Source organism: Ruminiclostridium herbifermentans (assembly GCF_005473905.2).
In the GTDB taxonomy this organism is placed as follows: domain Bacteria; phylum Bacillota; class Clostridia; order Acetivibrionales; family DSM-1351; genus Ruminiclostridium; species Ruminiclostridium herbifermentans.
Genome location: NZ_CP061336.1, coordinates 2,473,688 through 2,494,552 on the forward strand (window position 1 = coordinate 2,473,688; position 20,865 = coordinate 2,494,552).

Annotated in this window: 15 protein-coding genes and 1 tRNA gene; 7 read left to right on the forward strand and 9 right to left on the reverse strand. The window is 29.8% G+C overall.

Annotated features, from left to right (window positions below; genetic code table 11):
* Positions 1-211 precede the first annotated feature (211 nt).
* The 3 genes from EHE19_RS10135 (at position 212) to EHE19_RS10145 (ending at position 5,081) form a co-directional block, all read left to right on the forward strand.
* Positions 212-1,159, forward strand: a complete 948-nt coding sequence (locus tag EHE19_RS10135) for an AAA family ATPase (protein ID WP_137696047.1) — start codon at positions 212-214, stop codon at positions 1,157-1,159.
* Between the two features lie 169 nt (positions 1,160-1,328).
* Positions 1,329-2,528, forward strand: coding sequence for a DUF58 domain-containing protein (locus tag EHE19_RS10140; protein ID WP_137696046.1), 1,200 nt, complete (start codon positions 1,329-1,331; stop codon positions 2,526-2,528).
* 555 nt (positions 2,529-3,083) lie between these two features.
* On the forward strand, positions 3,084-5,081 hold the full coding sequence (locus EHE19_RS10145) for a transglutaminase-like domain-containing protein (RefSeq protein WP_190530254.1): 1,998 nt from the start codon (positions 3,084-3,086) through the stop codon (positions 5,079-5,081).
* A gap of 432 nt (positions 5,082-5,513) precedes the next feature.
* Here the strand turns inward: EHE19_RS10145 and EHE19_RS10150 are convergent, their stop codons facing one another.
* Both EHE19_RS10150 and EHE19_RS10155 read right to left on the reverse strand, forming a co-directional pair.
* The gene (locus EHE19_RS10150) at positions 5,514-7,397 is read right to left on the reverse strand and encodes a putative bifunctional diguanylate cyclase/phosphodiesterase (RefSeq protein ID WP_171003482.1); all 1,884 of its coding nucleotides are present in this window, start codon (positions 7,395-7,397) and stop codon (positions 5,514-5,516) included.
* Positions 7,398-7,675: 278 nt separating this feature from the next.
* Positions 7,676-8,179 carry a YcxB family protein gene (locus EHE19_RS10155; RefSeq protein ID WP_137696043.1) on the reverse strand — a complete coding sequence of 168 codons (504 nt, stop codon included), beginning with the start codon at positions 8,177-8,179 and terminating at the stop codon, positions 7,676-7,678.
* Between the two features lie 437 nt (positions 8,180-8,616).
* On the opposite strand from EHE19_RS10155, the gene EHE19_RS10160 reads away from it, so the two are divergent.
* Positions 8,617-9,744 carry an LCP family protein gene (locus tag EHE19_RS10160; RefSeq protein ID WP_137696042.1) on the forward strand — a complete coding sequence of 376 codons (1,128 nt, stop codon included), beginning with the start codon at positions 8,617-8,619 and terminating at the stop codon, positions 9,742-9,744.
* A gap of 107 nt (positions 9,745-9,851) precedes the next feature.
* Here EHE19_RS10160 and abc-f read toward each other — a convergent pair whose 3' ends face one another.
* The 5 genes from abc-f to EHE19_RS10185 all read right to left on the reverse strand — a co-directional run bounded on the left by abc-f (position 9,852) and on the right by EHE19_RS10185 (position 15,454).
* The gene (gene abc-f, locus EHE19_RS10165) at positions 9,852-11,504 is read right to left on the reverse strand and encodes a ribosomal protection-like ABC-F family protein (protein WP_137696041.1); all 1,653 of its coding nucleotides are present in this window, start codon (positions 11,502-11,504) and stop codon (positions 9,852-9,854) included.
* 668 nt (positions 11,505-12,172) lie between these two features.
* Entirely contained in the window at positions 12,173-12,583 is a 411-nt protein-coding gene (locus EHE19_RS10170) for a DUF2752 domain-containing protein (RefSeq protein ID WP_342343321.1), read from the reverse strand.
* A gap of 226 nt (positions 12,584-12,809) precedes the next feature.
* Positions 12,810-13,619 (reverse strand): carbon-nitrogen hydrolase family protein, encoded by an 810-nt coding sequence (locus tag EHE19_RS10175; RefSeq protein WP_137696039.1) that lies wholly within the window; start codon positions 13,617-13,619, stop codon positions 12,810-12,812.
* Positions 13,620-13,814: 195 nt separating this feature from the next.
* The gene (locus tag EHE19_RS10180; RefSeq protein WP_137696038.1) at positions 13,815-15,173 is read right to left on the reverse strand and encodes a PFL family protein; all 1,359 of its coding nucleotides are present in this window, start codon (positions 15,171-15,173) and stop codon (positions 13,815-13,817) included.
* Between the two features lie 11 nt (positions 15,174-15,184).
* Positions 15,185-15,454 carry an ACT domain-containing protein gene (locus EHE19_RS10185; protein ID WP_137696037.1) on the reverse strand — a complete coding sequence of 90 codons (270 nt, stop codon included), beginning with the start codon at positions 15,452-15,454 and terminating at the stop codon, positions 15,185-15,187.
* A gap of 560 nt (positions 15,455-16,014) precedes the next feature.
* On the opposite strand from EHE19_RS10185, the gene EHE19_RS10190 reads away from it, so the two are divergent.
* Positions 16,015-17,427: a putative DNA modification/repair radical SAM protein gene (locus tag EHE19_RS10190; protein ID WP_137696649.1), complete on the forward strand. Its 1,413-nt coding sequence runs from the start codon at positions 16,015-16,017 to the stop codon at positions 17,425-17,427.
* On the forward strand, positions 17,411-18,145 hold the full coding sequence (locus EHE19_RS10195; RefSeq protein ID WP_137696036.1) for a TIGR03915 family putative DNA repair protein: 735 nt from the start codon (positions 17,411-17,413) through the stop codon (positions 18,143-18,145). The genes EHE19_RS10190 and EHE19_RS10195 overlap by 17 nt, the downstream gene beginning before the upstream one ends.
* 48 nt (positions 18,146-18,193) lie before the next feature.
* On the opposite strand, the gene murD is transcribed toward EHE19_RS10195, so the two are convergent.
* Complete coding sequence (murD, locus tag EHE19_RS10200; protein WP_137696035.1) at positions 18,194-19,591, reverse strand: UDP-N-acetylmuramoyl-L-alanine--D-glutamate ligase; 1,398 nt, start codon at positions 19,589-19,591, stop codon at positions 18,194-18,196.
* Between the two features lie 205 nt (positions 19,592-19,796).
* Between murD and EHE19_RS10205 the strand changes: the two genes are divergently transcribed.
* A tRNA-Leu gene (locus tag EHE19_RS10205) sits at positions 19,797-19,883 on the forward strand.
* 65 nt (positions 19,884-19,948) lie between these two features.
* On the opposite strand, the gene EHE19_RS10210 is transcribed toward EHE19_RS10205, so the two are convergent.
* Positions 19,949-20,734, reverse strand: coding sequence for a CheR family methyltransferase (locus EHE19_RS10210; RefSeq protein ID WP_171003481.1), 786 nt, complete (start codon positions 20,732-20,734; stop codon positions 19,949-19,951).
* Positions 20,735-20,865 lie beyond the last annotated feature (131 nt).

Consider the following 20,865-nt stretch of genomic DNA (forward strand, 5'->3'; position numbering starts at 1 on the left):
GAATATTTTATATGGTATAAATATCAATAGTTTATTATAATTAGCATGTGTTAATTAGTATTCATAACTTAAATTAATACTCAACATATATTTTTGCCGTAAGTCGGCGTGGAGGTTAGCTTAAATATACTATTCCATAGTATTAAAAAAGTTGCGTACCTCCACGATGCTATATCAAATTTTTTTGCCGTAAGTCGGCGTGGAGGTTATTATGAATGAAAATTCTGTTCTTTTAAGAAAAATTGCTGATAATGTTGAAAAAGTTATTGTCGGAAAAAGAAATGCAATAGAACTAACCCTGATAGCTCTAATTTCCAATGGTCATATTTTGTTAGAGGATGTTCCTGGTGTTGGTAAAACCAGTCTTGTATCGGCATTAGCTAAATCTATTTCTGCTTCATTCTCTAGAATACAATTTACTCCAGACGTTCTCCCTTCTGACATAACAGGATTTTCTATTTATAATCAGAAAAAAGGTGAGTTTGAATACAGACCCGGTAGTGCTATGTGTCAGATATTATTAGCTGATGAAATTAACAGAACCTCTCCAAAAACCCAATCAAGTTTGTTAGAAATTATGGAAGAAAAGCAAGTTACTGTTGACGGCACTACATACAAGCTTCCGAAACCTTTTATGGTTTTAGCAACGCAAAATCCTATAGATTATATAGGTACTTATCCACTTCCAGAAGCACAAATGGATCGTTTCTTTCTGAAAATATCACTAGGCTATCCAGAAGCAGGTGAAGAAGCATATATATTAACTAGATTCTTACAGGACAATCCATTAGAGACATTAAAACCTGTTGCTGACAGTTCTGATATTATAAATATGCAAAATGAAGTTAAGCAAGTACATATTGATAATACACTCAAAAGTTATGTTGTTGAAATAGTAAACTTAACTAGGAGAAATGATTTTATTGCTCTTGGTTCAAGTCCAAGAGGTTCACTTGCTGTTTGTCGTGCCGCACAGGCTTGGGCATATTACAATGGTAGAGATCATGTGCTACCTGAAGATATTAAAAAAATGCTTTTGCCTACACTTTGCCACCGAATTTTATTAAAACAGGAAGCAAAGCTGAAGAAAATGTCCGCTATAGATATACTAACTTCAATTATAGAAAAAGTGTATATACCATTAGTGGAAAAAGTTTAAAGAAAATAGTCACCGAAAATATCTGTTAATTTTAAAGGCAAATCATGTTAGATAAATCACTTTTAAATTGAGATAGTTCTGCTTTTCATCTGAAAAGTTGGATTAAAAATAATTATATGAATTGTTTGATGGGACAGATTACTAAAAAGAATGGGAAACGGGCAAAATTATGAAAAAAAATAGAATTACATTTATTTTCTTGTTTTTGTTATCAATAATATTTAAATATAGCTTTGGCGGCTTTGTTCCCTCCTTCTTTTTTAATACTCTTTTAACGCTGCTATTTGCTTCAATTGGCTATACCATCTATGTATATATAAGAATAAAATTTATTCAAGATATTGAAAAGCGAATAATTGTAAAGGGTGAAAGTCTTAAATTAATTGTAAAGCTTTACAACGAAGACTTTTTAATATTTCCTTATGTATTTGTATCGTTTTTTGGCTCACATTCACATTTTAACGCTGAAAGTTATTCTCAAAGCCTTGCTATTACCCCATTCTCAAAGAAAGAGTTTGTCTTTGATATGGAATGCAAATATAGAGGTCAATATGAAATAGGTATAAGTGATATATACATAGAGGATTTTTTAGGACTTATCAGATTAAAATATAAAATTCCTGAAACAAAAAAGATTATAGTCTATCCAAATATTGTATACCTAAGTAAATTTGATATATTTTCGAATAGTTGTTCAGACTCACAAAACTTTTCATTAGGTATAGTTGAGGATGTAAATAATATAAAGGATTTAAGAAATTATACGTACGGTGACAGCCTAAGAAGAATTCACTGGAAACAAACTGCAAAAAACAACCAGCTAATGGTTAAAAATTATCAAAGCACAACAGACGTAAATTTAAACATACTATTGGACTTAAGGCATGGCAAGTACTCAGAAGATATAAACATTATTATCGAAGACAAATTAATAGAAGCTGTTATTTCCGTTGTACATTATTATTTATTCAAAAATGTAGCTATAAATTATATCTATTTCGATCAAAAGCTTGAGGTCTTAAAAGCTGCGAATCAAGCTGAGTTTGATTTAATTTACAAAACATTATCTTCTGTAGAATTCAAACAGCAAGTTTCTTTAGCTGATATTGTAAAGTTGCATTATGAAAGCCGAAACAACTTGAATGATATGATTATTTTTACAAGTAATCTAGATATTGATTTATATAATGAAATTTATAATGCACAGATGTCAAATCATTCTATATGTCTTATTTATGTTTCTCCAAGAACGCTAGTTAACGAAAAAAATGACATAATAGATGAAATTCTTGACAATTTACCTGAAATTGGTGTGCGAGCATATACTATCAATCCAGATGATAACTTAAATGCTATACTTGGAGGTTAGAAACTTATGTTGCGAGAAAAAAAACTTAGCTTTTTAGCAAATTTAATCCTTGTTATGCTCATGGCCTCAAGTATTTGTCAAACTTTATATACTTCGTTATTTATGACAACTAATTTAAGTGTGAAAATATTCTTATTAGTTGTAGGGTTTACTTTGCTATTCTATGTAATGTTCAGAAACAAAATAACTACAATAGTATCCGGCATAGTATTTTGCATTATCTCAATAATAGGATTACTTTATATTATTTACGGTATTGGTGTTACAAATGCAGCAAATTGGATAAAAAACTATTCTAATTGGTTTATTGATGTTGTTAATGGATTTACTAATGGAAGTTCGATTTTATATATTAATATAGTTTTGATTTCTCTTTCATTTTTGATTACACTATTTACTTTTATTTTTACATTAAAGGTTTACAATTTTTATTTTCTCACACTCATGCTCTTTAGTGTGTTTTATTTCCAATTACAACTTGATATTTTTGTGAGTAATATTTCTTTCATTCTATTTATATTTTCTTTTTTATTGTATTACTTCTTCAATGTGTTAATGAAAAGAAGTCTACAATCTTCTTATGATATAGGTAATAAACTATTGTACCTTATTTGTATTTTGCCTATTTGTCTATTTGTAATAGCTTTTAGTTTATCTCTACCCATTAATGACAAAAGAATTGAATTTCCATGGCTTGATTCTAAATTGGATTTTGCTATATCTTATTTTGTTGATAATGAAAGATCAGACTTTGAATATTTTTCATTTAAGGCAACTGGATTTGGGAAAAAAGGCAGATTAGGAGGAAATATAAAGTTAAGTAAAACTCATGTAATGAATGTTAAATCAGAGTCCTCCAAATTATATCTTAAGGCATCCTCAAAAGCATTTTATAATGGGTATAGCTGGTATGATAACGATAATCAGTTAACACAGCTTGGAGTATCAAACAATAATTACTCTATGCAAATTAATCAAGATGCTGAAGAATTTATCAACGGAATTTATATCGAAACGGGTATGAATCAAAATGATAAAATATTTAAACCTTCAAAAGCTGAAATTGAATTTGTAAATCTAAAAACAAAATCTATTTTCGCTCCTCTTAAAGTAAATAATATTAATTTCAGAAACTTTCAAACACTTTTTGTAGATAATGAGCAAATTATTTCTTCAAGCGGAAAACAGCAAAAGGGTTTTTCCTATTCATTAGAGTATAATAATTTAATTTTAAATAGCGATGAGTTTAAAAACATTTTAAGAAGAAGTGAAAAAGGATATTATAGAAAGCTTTTAAATAGCTACATAAAGGATGATTTAGCAAATTCAGCACTTGAAATCTTAAAGCAAAATAAACCTTTATATATAGATATGGAATCATTTCCTATTGATAATAAAATAGTTTCAGAATCAAATCTTGTTACGAATAGAATAGACTGGGAACCAGTTAATATTAGTAAAAAAAGAATTTTAGAAACAAAAGAACTTAGCGATTTGATTATTAAGGCAGATGAAATATACAAGCGCTATACTCAAATACCCTATTTTATACCGCAACGAGTCAGTCAGTTGGCTCATGATCTTACAAAAGATTTTGATAATAATTATGATAAGGCAAAAGCTATTGAAACATATTTATCAAGTACCTACAAATACACATTGAGTCCTGGTAATATTCCAAGAGACAGAGATTTTGTTGACTATTTCCTATTTGAAGGAAAAAAAGGGTATTGTACATATTATGCGTCAGCTATGGCAATAATGCTTAGATGCATAGGCATTCCCGCTCGATATGTCGAGGGATATGTTATGCCTCCTTTAGCTACAAATGGAGTTTATAAGGTTACAAATGAGCAAGCTCATGCATGGGTTGAAGTTTACTTTGAAGGATTTGGTTGGATTCCATTTGAACCTACTGCTTCTTATGTTTCAAGAATGTATTATGATACAACAATCACATCACAATCTTATGACGATACTATGAGAAACTCAGGATACAGCAGCTATTTGGAATATTTAGAAATGATGGAGAGGAACAAAAACAATTCTAATATAAGCTATGACAATAGTGAATCAAATACCGTTGTTGATAATACTACAAATAATGTGCTTTTTGTATTAATAATAATTGCTATAGTTATTGGTATAATTTTACTTACTTTTATTTCATTAGTTTCATTAAATACAATTAAGTCTTATCTTAAAATAAGAAGAATTAAAAAAGCCGAACCAAACACAGCTGTTCTTTTGGCATACAACTATATATTAAAAATTTTGAAAACTCAAAATATTAGTTATTATCCAGGAGAAACCCCCAATCAATTTGGTTTAAGAGTGGAAAAAAGGCTTGATTTTAAGGGCTACTCTTATAATAAAACAGACTTCATAAAAATATCAAGTCATTATGTAGCTGCAAGATATAGCAAGACCCTATTGACAATACATGAACAAGAAGCAATGCTTGAATTTATATCCACCTTATTAAGCATTACTTATGAAAGAATGGGTAAACTAAAATATATAATTACTAGATATGTTTTAGGAAAGCTATAAAGCTCATATTAAAAGAGTATTTAGTTGGAATTGTAAATCGTTTTTAATGTACTGCTAATAAGAAGAATTTTGATACATCTTTTAATTTATTGTTATCACTAAATCATCAAAATCATCAACTTTTTCTCATAAAATCTATCAGTTTTAGTGAATAATCATGGTAGCTGCAGAATTAGTTGTTAAATTAGTAATTGTAATAAATTTCGGTTAACAGTTCTACCCCAACTATTGACATAGAACAAAAAACTAGCATTTTCATTATCATAGATGTTATTCTATTTATAAATTAATGGACATAAAGTAACGAAATTTTGTTATATTATAAACAAGGTATGAAAGCCAATCTTTCGGCCTTCATACCTTTAATTTTAATATTATAGAAATCTATCTACAGAAAAAATTTCACAGACTCCCTTATTCTTGCTTTTATAATTAAATTGCTTCGCTTATAGATTCTCTCAAGATGCTATCTTCTGCTTCTCCAAAAGTTAATTGATATAGCAACTTATTTAGGTCTTCTTCATTAAGCGGCTTTCCCCATATATAACCTTGAATACAGTCACAGTTGTGCTCTTTTAAATATTCTAATTGTATTGAATTCTCAACACCCTCGGCAACAACAGAAATATCCATTTGATGAACCAATGAAATAATAGGTCCTACAATGTGTCTATCTATTCCCTTTCCTACAATACTGTCAATAAATACCTTGTCAATTTTTAAAGTATCTATTGGAAGCAACTGAAGATAACTTAATGATGAATATCCAGTACCAAAGTCATCTAGTGCTATATTAATTCCAATTTCTTTTAATTCATTTAGAACACCAATTACATAATCCATAGATGAAATAAAAATTGACTCAGTAATTTCTATTTCAAGATTATATGGACGGACTCCTGTCTCTTCAAGTACACTTTTTATCATTTGAACAAATGAAGGCTCCATTATTTGTACAGCTGAAATATTAACAGATAAAACCGCATTAAAATGATATTTATCTTGCAATTCCTTAAATTTAGTACATGCTGTTTTAAGAATCCATCTTCCCATAGTATTTATAAATTTCGTTTCTTCTGCTACAGGTATAAACGTAACTGGGCTGACAGCCCCTAATTCTGGTGAATTCCATCTTACTAGTGTTTCAAACCCCCTAAGCTTCTTTGTATCAGATGTGTATTGAGGCTGATATAAAAGATAGAGTTCATTGTTTTCAATAGATGCATGCAATCTTTTTTCCAGTTCCATCCTCATAAATATTCTGTCCTTCATCTCTTTATTGAAGAACTGAACCCCATTTTTTCCATCCTCTTTAACTTTATACATTGCTGTATCAGAGCATTTAAGAAGATCTGTGGAATTATCACCATCTCTGGGGTAAACAGATATACCAAAACTTGCACTTATTGTTATCTCAGTATTTTCTATGTAAAACTTTTTTAAAATCTCTTTTCTCAGGTTTTCAAGATATTCTAATATTTCATCTTCTTCTAATTGTCTTTGAATTATTAATGCAAATTCATCTCCACCTAAACGACCTAACATATCGTCTGGATGAATAGCAGCTTTTAGCCTTAATGCAACTTCTTGTAGTAATACATCCCCTGCATGATGACCCATTGAATCATTAATTCTTTTAAAATTATCTAAATCAATAAAAATCATTGCGAATTTCATCATTTTTTCCATAGATAAAGTAATTAATATATCTAATCGGTTTATAATCATTTTACGATTTGGAAGTTCAGTTAATACATCAAAAAAAGCAAGATAATTAAGTTTCTCCTCGTTTTCCTTCATATCTTGATTGTATTCAAGCAACTGTTTGTTCTGATTAAATAATTCACTCTCTGTTACTGCAAGTTCTTCATAAAGAGTAACAAGTTCTTCCTTTTGTTCTTTTATCTCTTCATACTTTTGATTAAGGCGTTTACTAAAAACATAAATGATTGTTATGGTTATAATAGTACAAATAGGAAGTATCATACCAGGGGCTGACCTTACATTCCCCCTAGAAAATACATTTATAGCAACCAAAAGGAATTGAATAATATTAATAGAAACACCAATAATATATCCATTTTTTACTGCACTAACAACTAAATAAACCGATATCATTACTTGAAATTGCGCAAGAATACCAGTAACAGTTTCTGATATATCACGTGTTTCTATTACTAATATAGATATATAAATTAGCAAGCAAATAATAAATGTTACTATTTTAAAAAAAGACATATATTTACCGCTCTCTAATGATCGTTCTTTTTTCTCAAAATATCTATTCAAAAAATTATCTTCTGTTCTATTCGGCATATAATAATCCCCCATAGATGTACTAATTATCCTTTATTCTACCATAGTATGTCAATAAAAGGAATAGTTTTTTACAAAATATATTAAACTTCCCTATCAGTTACTAATTTTCTATCATTTTGACCGAATTTTCTCTTGCTATGTAATGCATTTTTTTAAAATAGTATATTGGATTATTGCCCTTTTACTTAAGTTTTCATGTATTTTCTTGATATTACATGTCTTTTTGAAAAACAGTATTCATATGTAACTCACAACACATTATTCTCCATTATTTATTATATTTTCCTAAAATTCGCTACTTTTTTTGACAATAAATTTATTAAAATTTCTATATCCGATATATTTTCAAAACACCTTCGAGGAAAAATGTAGTAGTTCATTTTCACATCAGATAATATAAATGCAGTTGGTGTTTCATACGCATTTATAAATAAATCCCAATCATAACTTTTCTCACTTTTATCAGCAAGCTGTACACCTAATTCAGAAAAGATATAAGTTGCCTCTTGTCTTTTCCTATAAAAATTAATATAACTGCTGATAGGCATTTTATAAAAAATAATATAAAATATAATATCTAAGGCAATACAAAGTAATAATATAAAATAAAGATAACTTTCAAATCCATTTTTTATTCCATATATCAATATTCCAACAATGACTACAGAAGGAATTAAAAATAATTTCCAACTCTTTTTTACATGATTAATTATATAAATTATGGCTTGCTTTACATCATTATCATTACATAATATTTTTGTACTAATTTCCTTTTTCATACAACCTCCGACTAAAATTGGCATAGATAAACTTAATTTGGTATTTTGAATATTGAGATTTGATTTATTAGATTTTTTACACCATATTATAACATTATTAATATACAAAACCATTATATACTAATTTTAATATGCCATCAATGCGAGAATATTGAAGCTAGATTGCTTTTTAGTTGATAATAATCAGTTTTGTACATTTAAACATCAATAATAAACCATATAAATAATATATACATATATGGAAATATTAGTATTGTATAGAATATTTCATTACTTCAATATATAGTCATATGTGATAGTTTTTTAGTAGTATTTTATATTAAATTACTGTTTAATTATAGCTTAACTTGTGATTTAATATAATTAGATAAAGGTAAAATAAAATTCGTTCATTTATAAATTGGATTAATATAGATTGGATTAAGGAGTATCAATTAATGAAGTCTTCAAAATTAATTTTGTTATGTAGTCTTGTTAGTGGTATTATTTTATTCTCGTTAGGTATATTCTTGCTGGTTGATTTTAAAACTACATCATCTGAAAATGCACTTGAACTTCCTACTCCTTCTAGTAATTCAACAGGCAATCTGATAGACAATTATACATCTAATGAACCAATAAATTTTTTAGTACTGATTAAAGAAGCTTCAGGATTAAATACCGATACCATTATTATTGCAAACTATAATCCTAGTTCAAAAAAAATTAGTCTATTAACAGTTCCTAGAGATACAAAACCTAGCGCTTCAGCTTCGTATAAAATAAATGCATACTATTCAATTGGTTTTAACAAATATGAAAAATCAAAAGAACTTTCAACAACAGATGTAAAGCACAAGGCAGTAGAATATTCTGCTCAAGCAATTAGTAGTATAACAAATATACCAATAGATTATTATATTTATATAGAAATTGATGTTATAAAAGAAATTGTAGATAGATTAGGCGGTGTATATTTTGATATTCCAGCAGATTTAAAATATACAGATCCAACGCAAAATTTATATATTGATTTAAAAAAAGGTTACCAACTCTTAGATGGTGATAAAACGGAACAGTTTTTACGTTTTAGAAAATCAAATTCCCGTGCCTCCTCAGAATGGAAGAAATATTATGATGGTTCTGACTTAAAAAGAACTGAAATGCAAATTAAATTTGTGAACGAACTAATTCAACAAAAGGTTAATTTACTTCAACTGCCTAAGCTTATTCCTATCATTAACTATGCATTTGAAAATGTAATAACTAATATATCACTATCAGATACATTATCTTTAGTTAGTGCATTTACAGAATCTTCCAAGCCAAGTATGAATACTTTTAAGCTATATGGCTTAGATAAGAGGTTTGGTGATACTGATTATTTTATTTATATAAACAAAATAGAAGATACAAAAACAAGAGAAGTATTTGATTCTCAAGAAATAATTGATAGTCTATTTAAATCCAACTCATATTTGATTATTCCCGATAAAAATAAGAAATATGATTATAAATCAATTTTAGGAAATAATCCATCAAATTCAGGTACTGATTTCGAAGCTAATAATCAAGACAGGCCATAACTCAAAAGAAAATTATTAAGGGCCGTTGTGAAAATAAACATAGCTTTTTTATGTTTATCTCTCGCAATAGCCCCATTTATTTGTCTTCCCTATTACTTTCATATATTCTAAAATTGTTTAAGCTTAGAAACTAGTTCTTGATACTCAGCCTCAAGCTTTTGATCATTATTTGAGTCTTTTAACTTTGATATCAGTTCTGTTATACGCATCTCTAATAATAATTTTTGAGTTTGAGTATTTTCTTTTAGGGATTTATTTTTGTTTTGATAATCAGTTAAATTCCCTTCATGTTCCAATACTTGACCATTTTTTATTACCAGCAGCCTCTCTGCAATACTGTCAACAAATGTCCTATCATGTGATACAAACAAAACTGTTCCTTCATACTCAGAAAGTATACTCTGTAATGCTTCTATTGAAGGTATATCTAAATAGTTTGTTGGTTCATCTAATAACAAGACATTGGAATTTGAAACAAATAATTTTGCAAAACTGACTTTTACTCTCTCTCCTCCGCTTAAAATCCCAACCTTTTTATATACACTATCACCAATGAATAATAGTCTCGCTAAAATAGTCCTTACAGTAGTTTCATTTTGAACACTTTCACTCATAACATTATCAAGAATAGACTTTTGCAAATTCAAGTTGTCCAAATCTTGACAAAAGTATGCAATCCTAGCCTTAGGAACAATGTTTATTGATTTTAAATTTAAATCTTTATCAGAAGCGTTTAAATTTCCCTTCTGATAGAATTTATATATTTCATTTAACAAGGTAGTCTTTCCAGTGCCGTTATCACCAATAATAGCGTGCTTTTTACCATTATAAACATCAAATTTTATGTTATTAAAAATACGTACTTGCCCATAACTAAAACTAAAGTTATTTGCCGAAATTATTAGTTTATTTTGAGGCGGATTTGTCAATGAAAAGTCAAGTTTTATATTGGGCTGTTCCTTTGGCTTTTCTTTAATCTCAAGCTTATTTAATCTACTTTCCATAATTTTTGCTGCATCATGTATCTTTTCCTGCTTTTCATTAGAACTTCGTTTGTGTAGTCTCGCTTCAGAATTACCCATTCTTGAAGGAGTTTTTTTAATAGTTCTAGCATGTGCTTTGCGATTTATTATAGCTTCTTCAAGATGTTTCTTTTCAGCAATATAGTTTTCATATTCAAACCTTTCTCGTTCTAAAATCTTCTGCTTTTGCTGCTTATAAACCGAATAGCTTCCTTCAAAGAATGATAATTTCCCATTTTCAACTTCAATTATTTTATTACATAAGCTATCTAGGAGTTCTCTATCATGGCTTATTAATAATAATGTCTCAGTTTTTAACAGCTTTTTCTTTAATAGTTCAATACCTTTATAATCAAGATTGGCTGTTGGCTCATCTGCAAAAATAACTACACTGTTTTTACTAAATGCTCCCGCAATTTTTAACCTTGTTTTTTCCCCACCACTAACAACTGGCTTATGCAGCTTATTCTTAACATTAAATTGGCTCAAAAGCTCATAGTCTGCTTCAATCATTTCATTTGATATTTGTTTTATATAAGCTATATCACAGTACCTTCTTATAATCCCTTCATCCGGAATTAGTTCCCCTGCAAGAATATTTAATAGTGTGGTTTTTCCTGCACCATTATTCCCGACTACTCCTATCTTATCTCCGCTTCTAATTTGGAGTTTATCAAAAGATAAAATTTCTCTATCTAAGAAGTTCTTTTTAACATTGATTGCGTCAATAATAAGCATAAAAAAATCTCTCCTTTTTATTGCTGGAAAGATTCTAATAAACACATTTGAAAATTAATTTTCTCAGAATATTTTAAATAAAGCAAAAAACAATTGATAATTGGCTTTTTATATTGATGAATACGAACAATAGCTAAAGTTTTAAAATATATTTTGATAGCAATTCAACAATATACTTATTTAAAATTCAAGATATGCGTTATAATTAGACTAATCCAGCACAAATAAGGGCATATTTCGCCCATTTAAATATTATTTGATTATAAACTGAATTAGTCAATTCTCATTCTTCGCTACCTTACCCTTTCATAAAAATCAATAACTTAGTAATTCAACTTTCTATTGATAAGTTTAACAACTACGATTTTTCAATTAGGAAGGTTGAATTAATAATATATATAACTGAAACTATAATTTAAAATTCAGTTTCAATATTTATTATTAAAATACACTACTTTATTAATTATAATGCATTAAAGAAAATGAATCAATCTCAAAATAAATATATCAATCACTAAAGGCCAAAACTGCTGTGTAATAGTACAAACTACAATGTTAAATAAAAACCACTATAAAACAGGTAGCCACTGTGCAATAATTCAAACCACAACCTATATAAAAACCTAGCTACTGCTTAATAATACAAATCTCATTTCTAAGCTGCAAATTTACAATGCAGCTATATTCCACACGTTTCTAGCTATATAATACAAAATAAACAAAATAATTATTGATACCCAAAAAATCTTTTTTCTAGGTATTATTTTAATATTTTTCCCAAATATATAAAGAACTAGTTCTATATACGCTAGAGTTCCTAAAATCAAGATAAATACAGGTGTAATATTAAATTTAAGAGAATTTAGCACATCACCTTTTAATAAATACTGAACACTTCTGGTATTTCCACACCCCGGACAATACACATGAAAGTACTTGTAAATTGGGCATGCTGGAAGATGTGTGCTCAATTTGTATAATATATTTCTAAAAGCAAAAATCATTCCTATTGTAAACAAAGGAAAAATACATACTAATATTTTTAACAAAGGAATCTTTTTTTTCATAATTTTATCCATGTCTCATAAAATCTAAAATAATTTATCGATAAATAACCAAGGTGAGCCTTATAAATTAATTCCGTCTCATATAAACTAAAATAATTATATCGTTTTATTTTACACATGTTTAGCCATATTATAATTTATTAAACTATTTAAGTTTAAACAATTATGAATGTAGTATTGGAATGAGTTTTGTTATCTGCCTTTGAAGTCTTTATTTAATATTAATTAACTTTATGAACTATTGCATTTTAATTATGTATTCATTTACAACAGGAATTTGTTCTCGAATATTGTCTACCATGTCTAAATCAATATCTGAAATAATTATTTGTTCTTTTTCATCTGCTCTAGCCAAAACATTTCCCCATGGATCACAAAGCATTGAGTTTCCATATGCAATATAACTAGCCTCAATATTTCTCGCAGGAGACACAGCAGCATGAAATAATTGATTATCAAGTGCTCTTGTCCTAACAAGCAACTCCCAATGAGCGGGGCCTGTAGTCATATTAAATGCACCAGGTGTAAAAATAAGCTTTGCACCAGCTTTACTCATCTCTCTATATAAGTCGCTAAAGCGTATATCAAAGCAAATTGCTATACCTATTTTACAATATTCTGTTTCTATAACAGTAACTTGGTTACCGCTAGAAAGTATATCTGATTCTTTAAAACATATACCATTTTTAATGTTCACATCAAAGAGATGTACTTTCCTATGCTTACCAATTAATTTGCCTGTTCTATCAAACACAAGACATGTGTTATAGTACTTTCCCTCACATATTTCAGGAATGGAACCAGCAATAACATATATATCATTATGCTTTGCAGCTTCTGAAATGATTGTAACAGTTTCACTTTTATCTAAATCTTCAGCATATATAGGAAACTTCTGAGTATCATAAGGGCAGTTAAACATTTCAGGCAACACAGCAATATTAGCACCTTCATTTTTACAACTTTCAATCATTTGAACAGCTTTATTAAGATTGTCTACCTTAAAATCTGAAACTTTCATTTGGCATAAACCAAGTCTTAATTTCATCAAGCTATACCTCCTTTTCACCTGAATCGCCAGTAACAATAATAAGTAATTAATAAGTGTATAATTATTGCTTGATTTACTCATAAACTCGAAAATGCACCATATCTGTTAAACTTTATTTTGGAGTTAACAACAACAGCTGATAACATAACAAAACGCTCAAGTTATCAGCTGTTCAAATTATTACCTGTAATTTTAGTTTCTCAAACTGTGTAAAGGAGCAGGAATTCTTCCCCCTCGTTTAATAAACTCAGAACTTCCATATGAATTTACCTTCATTACCGGTCCTGAACCTAAAAGTCCACCAAATTCAACTATATCGCCAACCTTTTTGCCTGGAGCTGGTATTATTCTTACAGCAGTAGTTTTGTTATTAACAACACCTATTGCAGCTTCATCAGCAATAATTGCAGAAATTGTATCAGCTGATGTATCACCTGGAACTACAATCATATCTAACCCGACTGAACAAACACAAGTCATAGCTTCAAGCTTTTCTAGCGATAAAGCATCGCTCTTAACAGCAGCTATCATACCAGCATCTTCACTAACAGGAATAAATGCGCCACTAAGTCCTCCAACGGAAGAAGAAGCCATTACCCCACCCTTTTTAACTGCATCATTTAAAAGAGCAAGAGCAGCAGTAGTACCATGAGTTCCACACTTTTCCAATCCCATTTCCTCTAAAATATAGGCTACACTATCTCCAATTGCTGGTGTAGGTGCAAGTGATAAATCAACAATTCCATATGGAACATTAAGCCTGCGAGATGCCTCTCTAGCAACTAATTCACCCATTCTGGTAATCTTGAAAGCAGTCTTTTTAATTGTCTCCGCAACTGTTCCAAAATCAGCACCCTTTACCTTTTCAAGAGCACACTTTACTACTCCGGGTCCACTAACACCGACATTTATAACACATTCAGGCTCACCTACTCCGTGGAAAGCTCCAGCCATGAATGGGTTATCTTCTACTGCATTTGCAAATACAACTAATTTAGCACAAGCCAATGCTCCACTATCAGCAGTAAGCTCAGCACATCTCTTAATTACCATTCCCATTTCTGCAACTGCATCCATGTTAATACCTGCTTTTGTAGAAGCAACATTTACTGATGAGCAAACCTTGTTAGTAGTACTTAGCGCCTCAGGAATTGATGCAATCAACCTCTTATCGCCTTTTGTATAGCCCTTTTGCACTAATGCAGAATATCCGCCAATAAAATTTACTCCAACAGTTTCAGCAGCTCTGTCCATTGCCTTTGCAAATTTTACATACTCCTCACTATCACAGCTTTCAGCTATTAATGCTATAGGAGTGACTGAAATTCTTTTATTTATTATAGGTATACCATATTCCTTTTCAATATTTTGTCCAGTAACAACAAGATTCTCAGCATATTTTGCAATTTTGTCGTATATCTTTTTACAGGAAATATCAATATCTGAATGACAGCAATCTCGTAATGAAATTCCCATAGTAATTGTTCTAATGTCTAAATTTTCCTTTTGAATCATTTCCAGCGTTTCAAGTATTTCATAAGTTCCTAGCATTAACTCTCACCTCATATCCTATGCATAGAATTAAAAATATCTTCATGTTGAATCTGGATTTTTAACCCCAACTCTACTCCCTTTTTATCAAGCCTTTCAGAAAGAACATCAAAAGGAATATTACAACCAGAAATATCTACAAGTGTAATCATTGTAAATACATCTTGCATTATAGTTTGAGTTATATCTAGTATATTCACATTACTATCAGCTAGAATATTGCTAACTCCAGCTATAATTCCTACTCTATCCTTGCCTAAAACTGTAATGACTGCTCTCACGTCAAATACCTCCATTTATAGATAAACTTATTTTGTACTTCTCAAATGAATGTTATAATTTGTTAAAATACTTTTAGAGTCGTTTAATATTATATAACTTTGTTATTTAAATATCAATCATAATTAATTATATTGAAGTTAATTCAAACTATTGTGCAAATTATTTTATGGAACATTACCTTGTAAAAATTGTTACTTGAACCTTATAAGATAAAATTATTTTATAATTTACTTACTTCCGTGAATCTTATCTAAAAGGGTTACTCACAAGATATTTGCTGAATAATTATTGGTTTAGAACATTTATATCTACGCCTATATTCATCATTCTTGCTTCAAATAAAATTAAAAAAGATATTATTTTTCTCGAACATTTGTTTGATTTTTACTTTTAGTTGTGTTAAGATTTTATTATATAAAGTAAAAAATAGTGCCTTTTCTATAGGCAATAAACACTTTAGTTTTCAAACAGTGTATGTATTTCTTGACTCGTTTTAAACTAGTTATAGAAAAATAACTCAAGCTTCGCACATTAAATAATGTTAAATGAGAGTGATACTGTGGACTTATTTGATAAACTTGGTATATTAGCTGATGCTGCTAAATATGATGTTTCCTGCTCTTCAAGCGGCGGAAGCAGAAATAATAAAAATGGTGTTGGAAACAGCCATGCTGCTGGTATATGCCATACTTGGTCTGATGATGGCAGATGTGTTTCATTGCTCAAAATTTTATTATCAAATGAATGTATATATGATTGTGTATATTGTGTTAACAGGTCTTCAAATGATGTCCCTCGTGCAAGCTTTACTGCCGATGAAGTCATTGACCTCACCATGAATTTCTATAGAAGAAACTATATCGAAGGACTTTTCCTAAGTTCAGCTGTGCTTAAAAACCCTAGCTATACTATGGAATTAATGCTAAATATCGTTAGAAGACTCAGAAATGATCATAGATTTTACGGGTATATACACCTGAAAGCCATTCCTGGCGCTGATGAAAGACTCATTAGTGAAGCAGGTATGTTTGTAGATAGAATGAGTGTCAATATTGAACTTCCTTCTGACAAAGGACTAGAGGTACTAGCTCCTCATAAGCCCAAAAAGGCATTATTAAAACCAATGCATCAGATAAGCCAAAAAATTATTCAAAATAAAGACGAGCAAAAAATATATAAAAGAGCCAATTTTAATACAAGTTTGACAAAGAGAGATCAATTTGTACCTGCTGGACAAAGTACCCAGCTTATAGTTGGTGCTACACCTGACAAAGATTTAAGCATTTTGAAGCTTTCAGAAGCCTTGTACAGCAATTTTAATTTAAAGAGAGTTTATTACTCTGCCTATGTTCCTACATTATCTGACCCAAGACTTCCTGCTATTATAAAACCACCCTTACTCAGGGAACACAGGTTGTATCAAGCTGATTGGCTGCTTAGATTCTATGGCTTTTACGCAGATGAATTACTTAGCAAGTCAAATCCAGACTTTAATCCAGAATTAGATCCTAAGGCTGACTGGGCACTTAGAAATCTTCATCTATTCCCAGTGGAAATTAATTCTGTAGATTATGAAATGTTATTAAGAGTACCTGGAATAGGCGTTAAATCGGCTCAAAGAATAATAAAAGCAAGAAGGGTTGGCAAATTAAACTTCGATAACCTAAAGAAAATTGGTGTTGTACTAAAGCGAGCTGGGCATTTTATTACTTGTCAAGGTAAAACATACGAAACTTATAGTCAGAATGAGCATATAGTTAAGGAATCCCTTATATCGGCAAAACTGCTTCCTCAAAGCAAAAAATCTGTACCTGGACAAATGTCTTTATTATCAGAACTTAATGAGAATGGCATAAGCGAAGGAATGTCTGATTTATATCTATATGATTCACCACAAAACACAAAACAATGGCTCAGTTATTATAATCTGCCACAGGATGGGAGGCTATTAATAAGTGATATACATTTATGATGGAACCTGGAATGGCTTTTTAACAGCCGTACACCATTATTATTACGACCGTGAAAATATAACAAATATTGAATCTGCGCTCTCCTGTTCTCCAAATTTGATTGACGAATACCGAGAGATTACTGCCGATATCGATAAAGCAAAAGCCGTAGAGAATGCTATACGGGTCAAGATATCCTATGAAAGCTTAGATAATATTTTGCGATGTTTTTTTTCTGAAATAGCTGGTCGTGAAATGTGGATTTTAAACTATATAAAGCTAGGGTTTAAAATTGGAAGTAAAATAGATAGTATGCTTGGAACTCAAACTGTTTTAGATGTTTTGATACCTGCACGAAAAGTTAAATCAGAATCCCATCTTATGTTGGGTATTCTACGTTTCGAATTGTTAGAAAATAATATATACTATGCTCCAATAAAGCCAGACCATAATATTATTACTTTTATCGCTCCCCATTTTAAAGAGCGTTTTGCTGATCAGAACTGGGTTATTCATGACATTAAAAGAAAGCTTGCAGCCTTGTACAACAAAAAAAATATGATTATCTCATATATGGATTTAGCTGATATTCCCGATCGACATGCTGATGAACTCAAATTTCAATCCCTTTGGAAAAACTATTTTAAGCATATTGCAATCAAAAGCAGAATAAATCCAAAGCTACAGAAGCAGTTTATACCAAAACGCTATTGGAAGCAGCTTACGGAGAAGAATTAAGTTAGTCAATGCCTCTAATTCTTCTCAATAAGCAATATATTGATTGAATTACTTGAGTCTATTAACCAATTCCTTGAATGTATTTCCACGATGCTCAAAGTTTTTGAACATATCAAAGCTGGTACTTGCAGGCGACAATATTACACAGTCTCCCGGAGAAGCTTCTGCATAAGCGCGGTTAACAACTTCCTCATAGGTATTGCAATGGATTATTTTAACCTCACATTCATTATCTGTCTGATTAATGTAGTTATTTAATGCTTCTTCAATCTTTGGAGCAGTAGCACCTATTAACAAAAGGCACTTTACCTTTTCGGCAATTATCTGACCAATTGAATCATAAGGTATTCCCTTGTCCTTACCACCTGAAATAAGAATTACTTTGTCTTTAAAAGTACTCAGAGCAGCAATTGTTCTTGAAGGGCTGCTGTCAATTGAACTATTGTAAAATTTAATGCCATTTAACTCTCTTACAAGTTCTATTCTATGTTCAACACCGTTAAAGGTAGTTGCAATCTTTCGAATTGTTTCAGGCTTAACATAATCAATTGTGGCAGCAGTTGCAGCCATATAGTTTTCTATATTATGAACACCTGGTATCTTTATACTTTCAGCATCTACTACCTCTATTTCTTCATTTTCATTTTTCACAATAATTTTTCCATCTTTAAGAATAACTCCAGTATCAATATTATTCACTCTTGAAAAATAAACATATTGACCTTTAGCTTCATTTGCAAAACTCTTTGTTACTTCATTATCATAATTTAAAACTAATTTATCATTTTCAGTTTGGTTTAAGAAAATATTCTTCTTTGCATCAATGTACTCGCTTAATGATTTATGAACATCAAGATGATTAGGTGTAATATTTGTAATTACTGAAATAGATGGACACTTCTTTATTGTCATAAGTTGAAAACTGCTTAATTCTAAAACAACTTTATCGGATTCTTTAACTTCATCTATTTTGCTCAATAAAGGAGTACCAATATTACCACCTAGCCAGCAATTATACCCTTCCTCTGTAAGTATCTTATAAATTAATGTTGTTGTAGTGGTTTTACCATCACTTCCTGTAACTGCAAATATTTGTGCAGGACAAAGACTGATAAAAACTTCCATTTCAGAAGTAAGTTCTGCTCCGTTATTTACTGCATTTACTAGCTGTGGTAAATCAGGTCTCATTCCCGGAGTACGGAAAATAATATCAAACCCATTAAGTGATTCTAAATAGTCTTCTCCTAAGATATACTTAACAGATAGTCCCTTAAGTTCTGATAATGCATCTGAAAGTTTTTCTTGAGTATTTTTATCAAAAGCAGTGATATCAACACCTAAATTTACCAGATATTTAATAAGAGGAATATTGCTGATACCAATTCCTAATACAGCTACCTTTTTATCTTTAATGCTTTTTTTAAACTGTTCTAGTTTACTATTCATAATTATGTCCATACAATGTGTAATGTAAATAATTAAAACAAATACATTTGCATGGACTCTATCCCCCTTTATTATTCATATATGCAAAGTTGACTGGCAACAGCATTATCTAATATCCCAATTCTTCCATTTTGAATTTTTTAGTTAACTCTTCTATTGCATTATTTTTTTATTTATAGTAAAATACTTATTGCAGTCAATTTATGCGGATATGGCGGAATTGGCAGACGCGCATGGTTCAGGTCCATGTGAAAGCAATTTCATGCAGGTTCAAGTCCTGTTATCCGCACCAAAAGAGTTTGAAAATAATACTTTCAAACTCTTTTAATTTTATTCATAAATTTTTAGTTTAGAATCTTAAAAGACAAAATTATCCTCATCTTTTTCATAGAAAAATGTTTTTATTGATTTAAAATTATATTTGTTTGCCATAATTAATTGCTCGGTACTTCCAACAAATAAAATACCTTGTGGATTTAATGACATATTAAACTTCTTATAAATATCATTCTTTGCTTCATCTGTAAAATATATAAGTACATTTCTACATACAATTAAGTCAATGCCTTTAGGATATGGGTCTCTTAAAAGATTAAATTGCTTAAATTCAACACATTTCTTTACTTCGTCATTTATCTTATAGCTATCGCCAATAACAGTAAAGTATTTTGATTTCATGTCTTTGGGCAAATTCTCCAAACTTTTTGCAGAATATACCCCGTTTTTCGCTTTTTCTAATGCTTCTAGGTCAATATCAGTGGCAAGTATTTTTATTGAACTAAGTGGTAATAGTTTGTTTAAAACCATTACCAAAGTATATGGTTCATCACCTGTCGAGCAAGCAGAACTCCAAATTGATATTTTTTTCTTTTTACTTAATAAAAGAGGAAAAATTTCCTTTTCGAGAACTTCCCATTGGTCTGGATTTCTATAAAATTCTGAAACATTTATAGTAAGATAAGTCACAAATTCTTTCAATAAGTCTTTGTTCAACTTTAAAGCTTGCACATAACTGGAATAATCATTAAAATTATTCTTTTTAATTAGAGCATCTATTCTTCTTTTCATCTGTTTTTCTTTGTACAGTGAAAGATTTATTTTGGTAATCTTAAATATCTCTTCTTTAAATAATTCATAATCCATAATTATATCCATGTTCCTTCTTCATTAAACTTTAGAAACAACTTGGAATCGGCACCTCCTTTAAAGTAAATATGATTTCTCTTAAATTCATCTCCCATTAGTATTAGGGGCACCCTATAATTCATGTATTT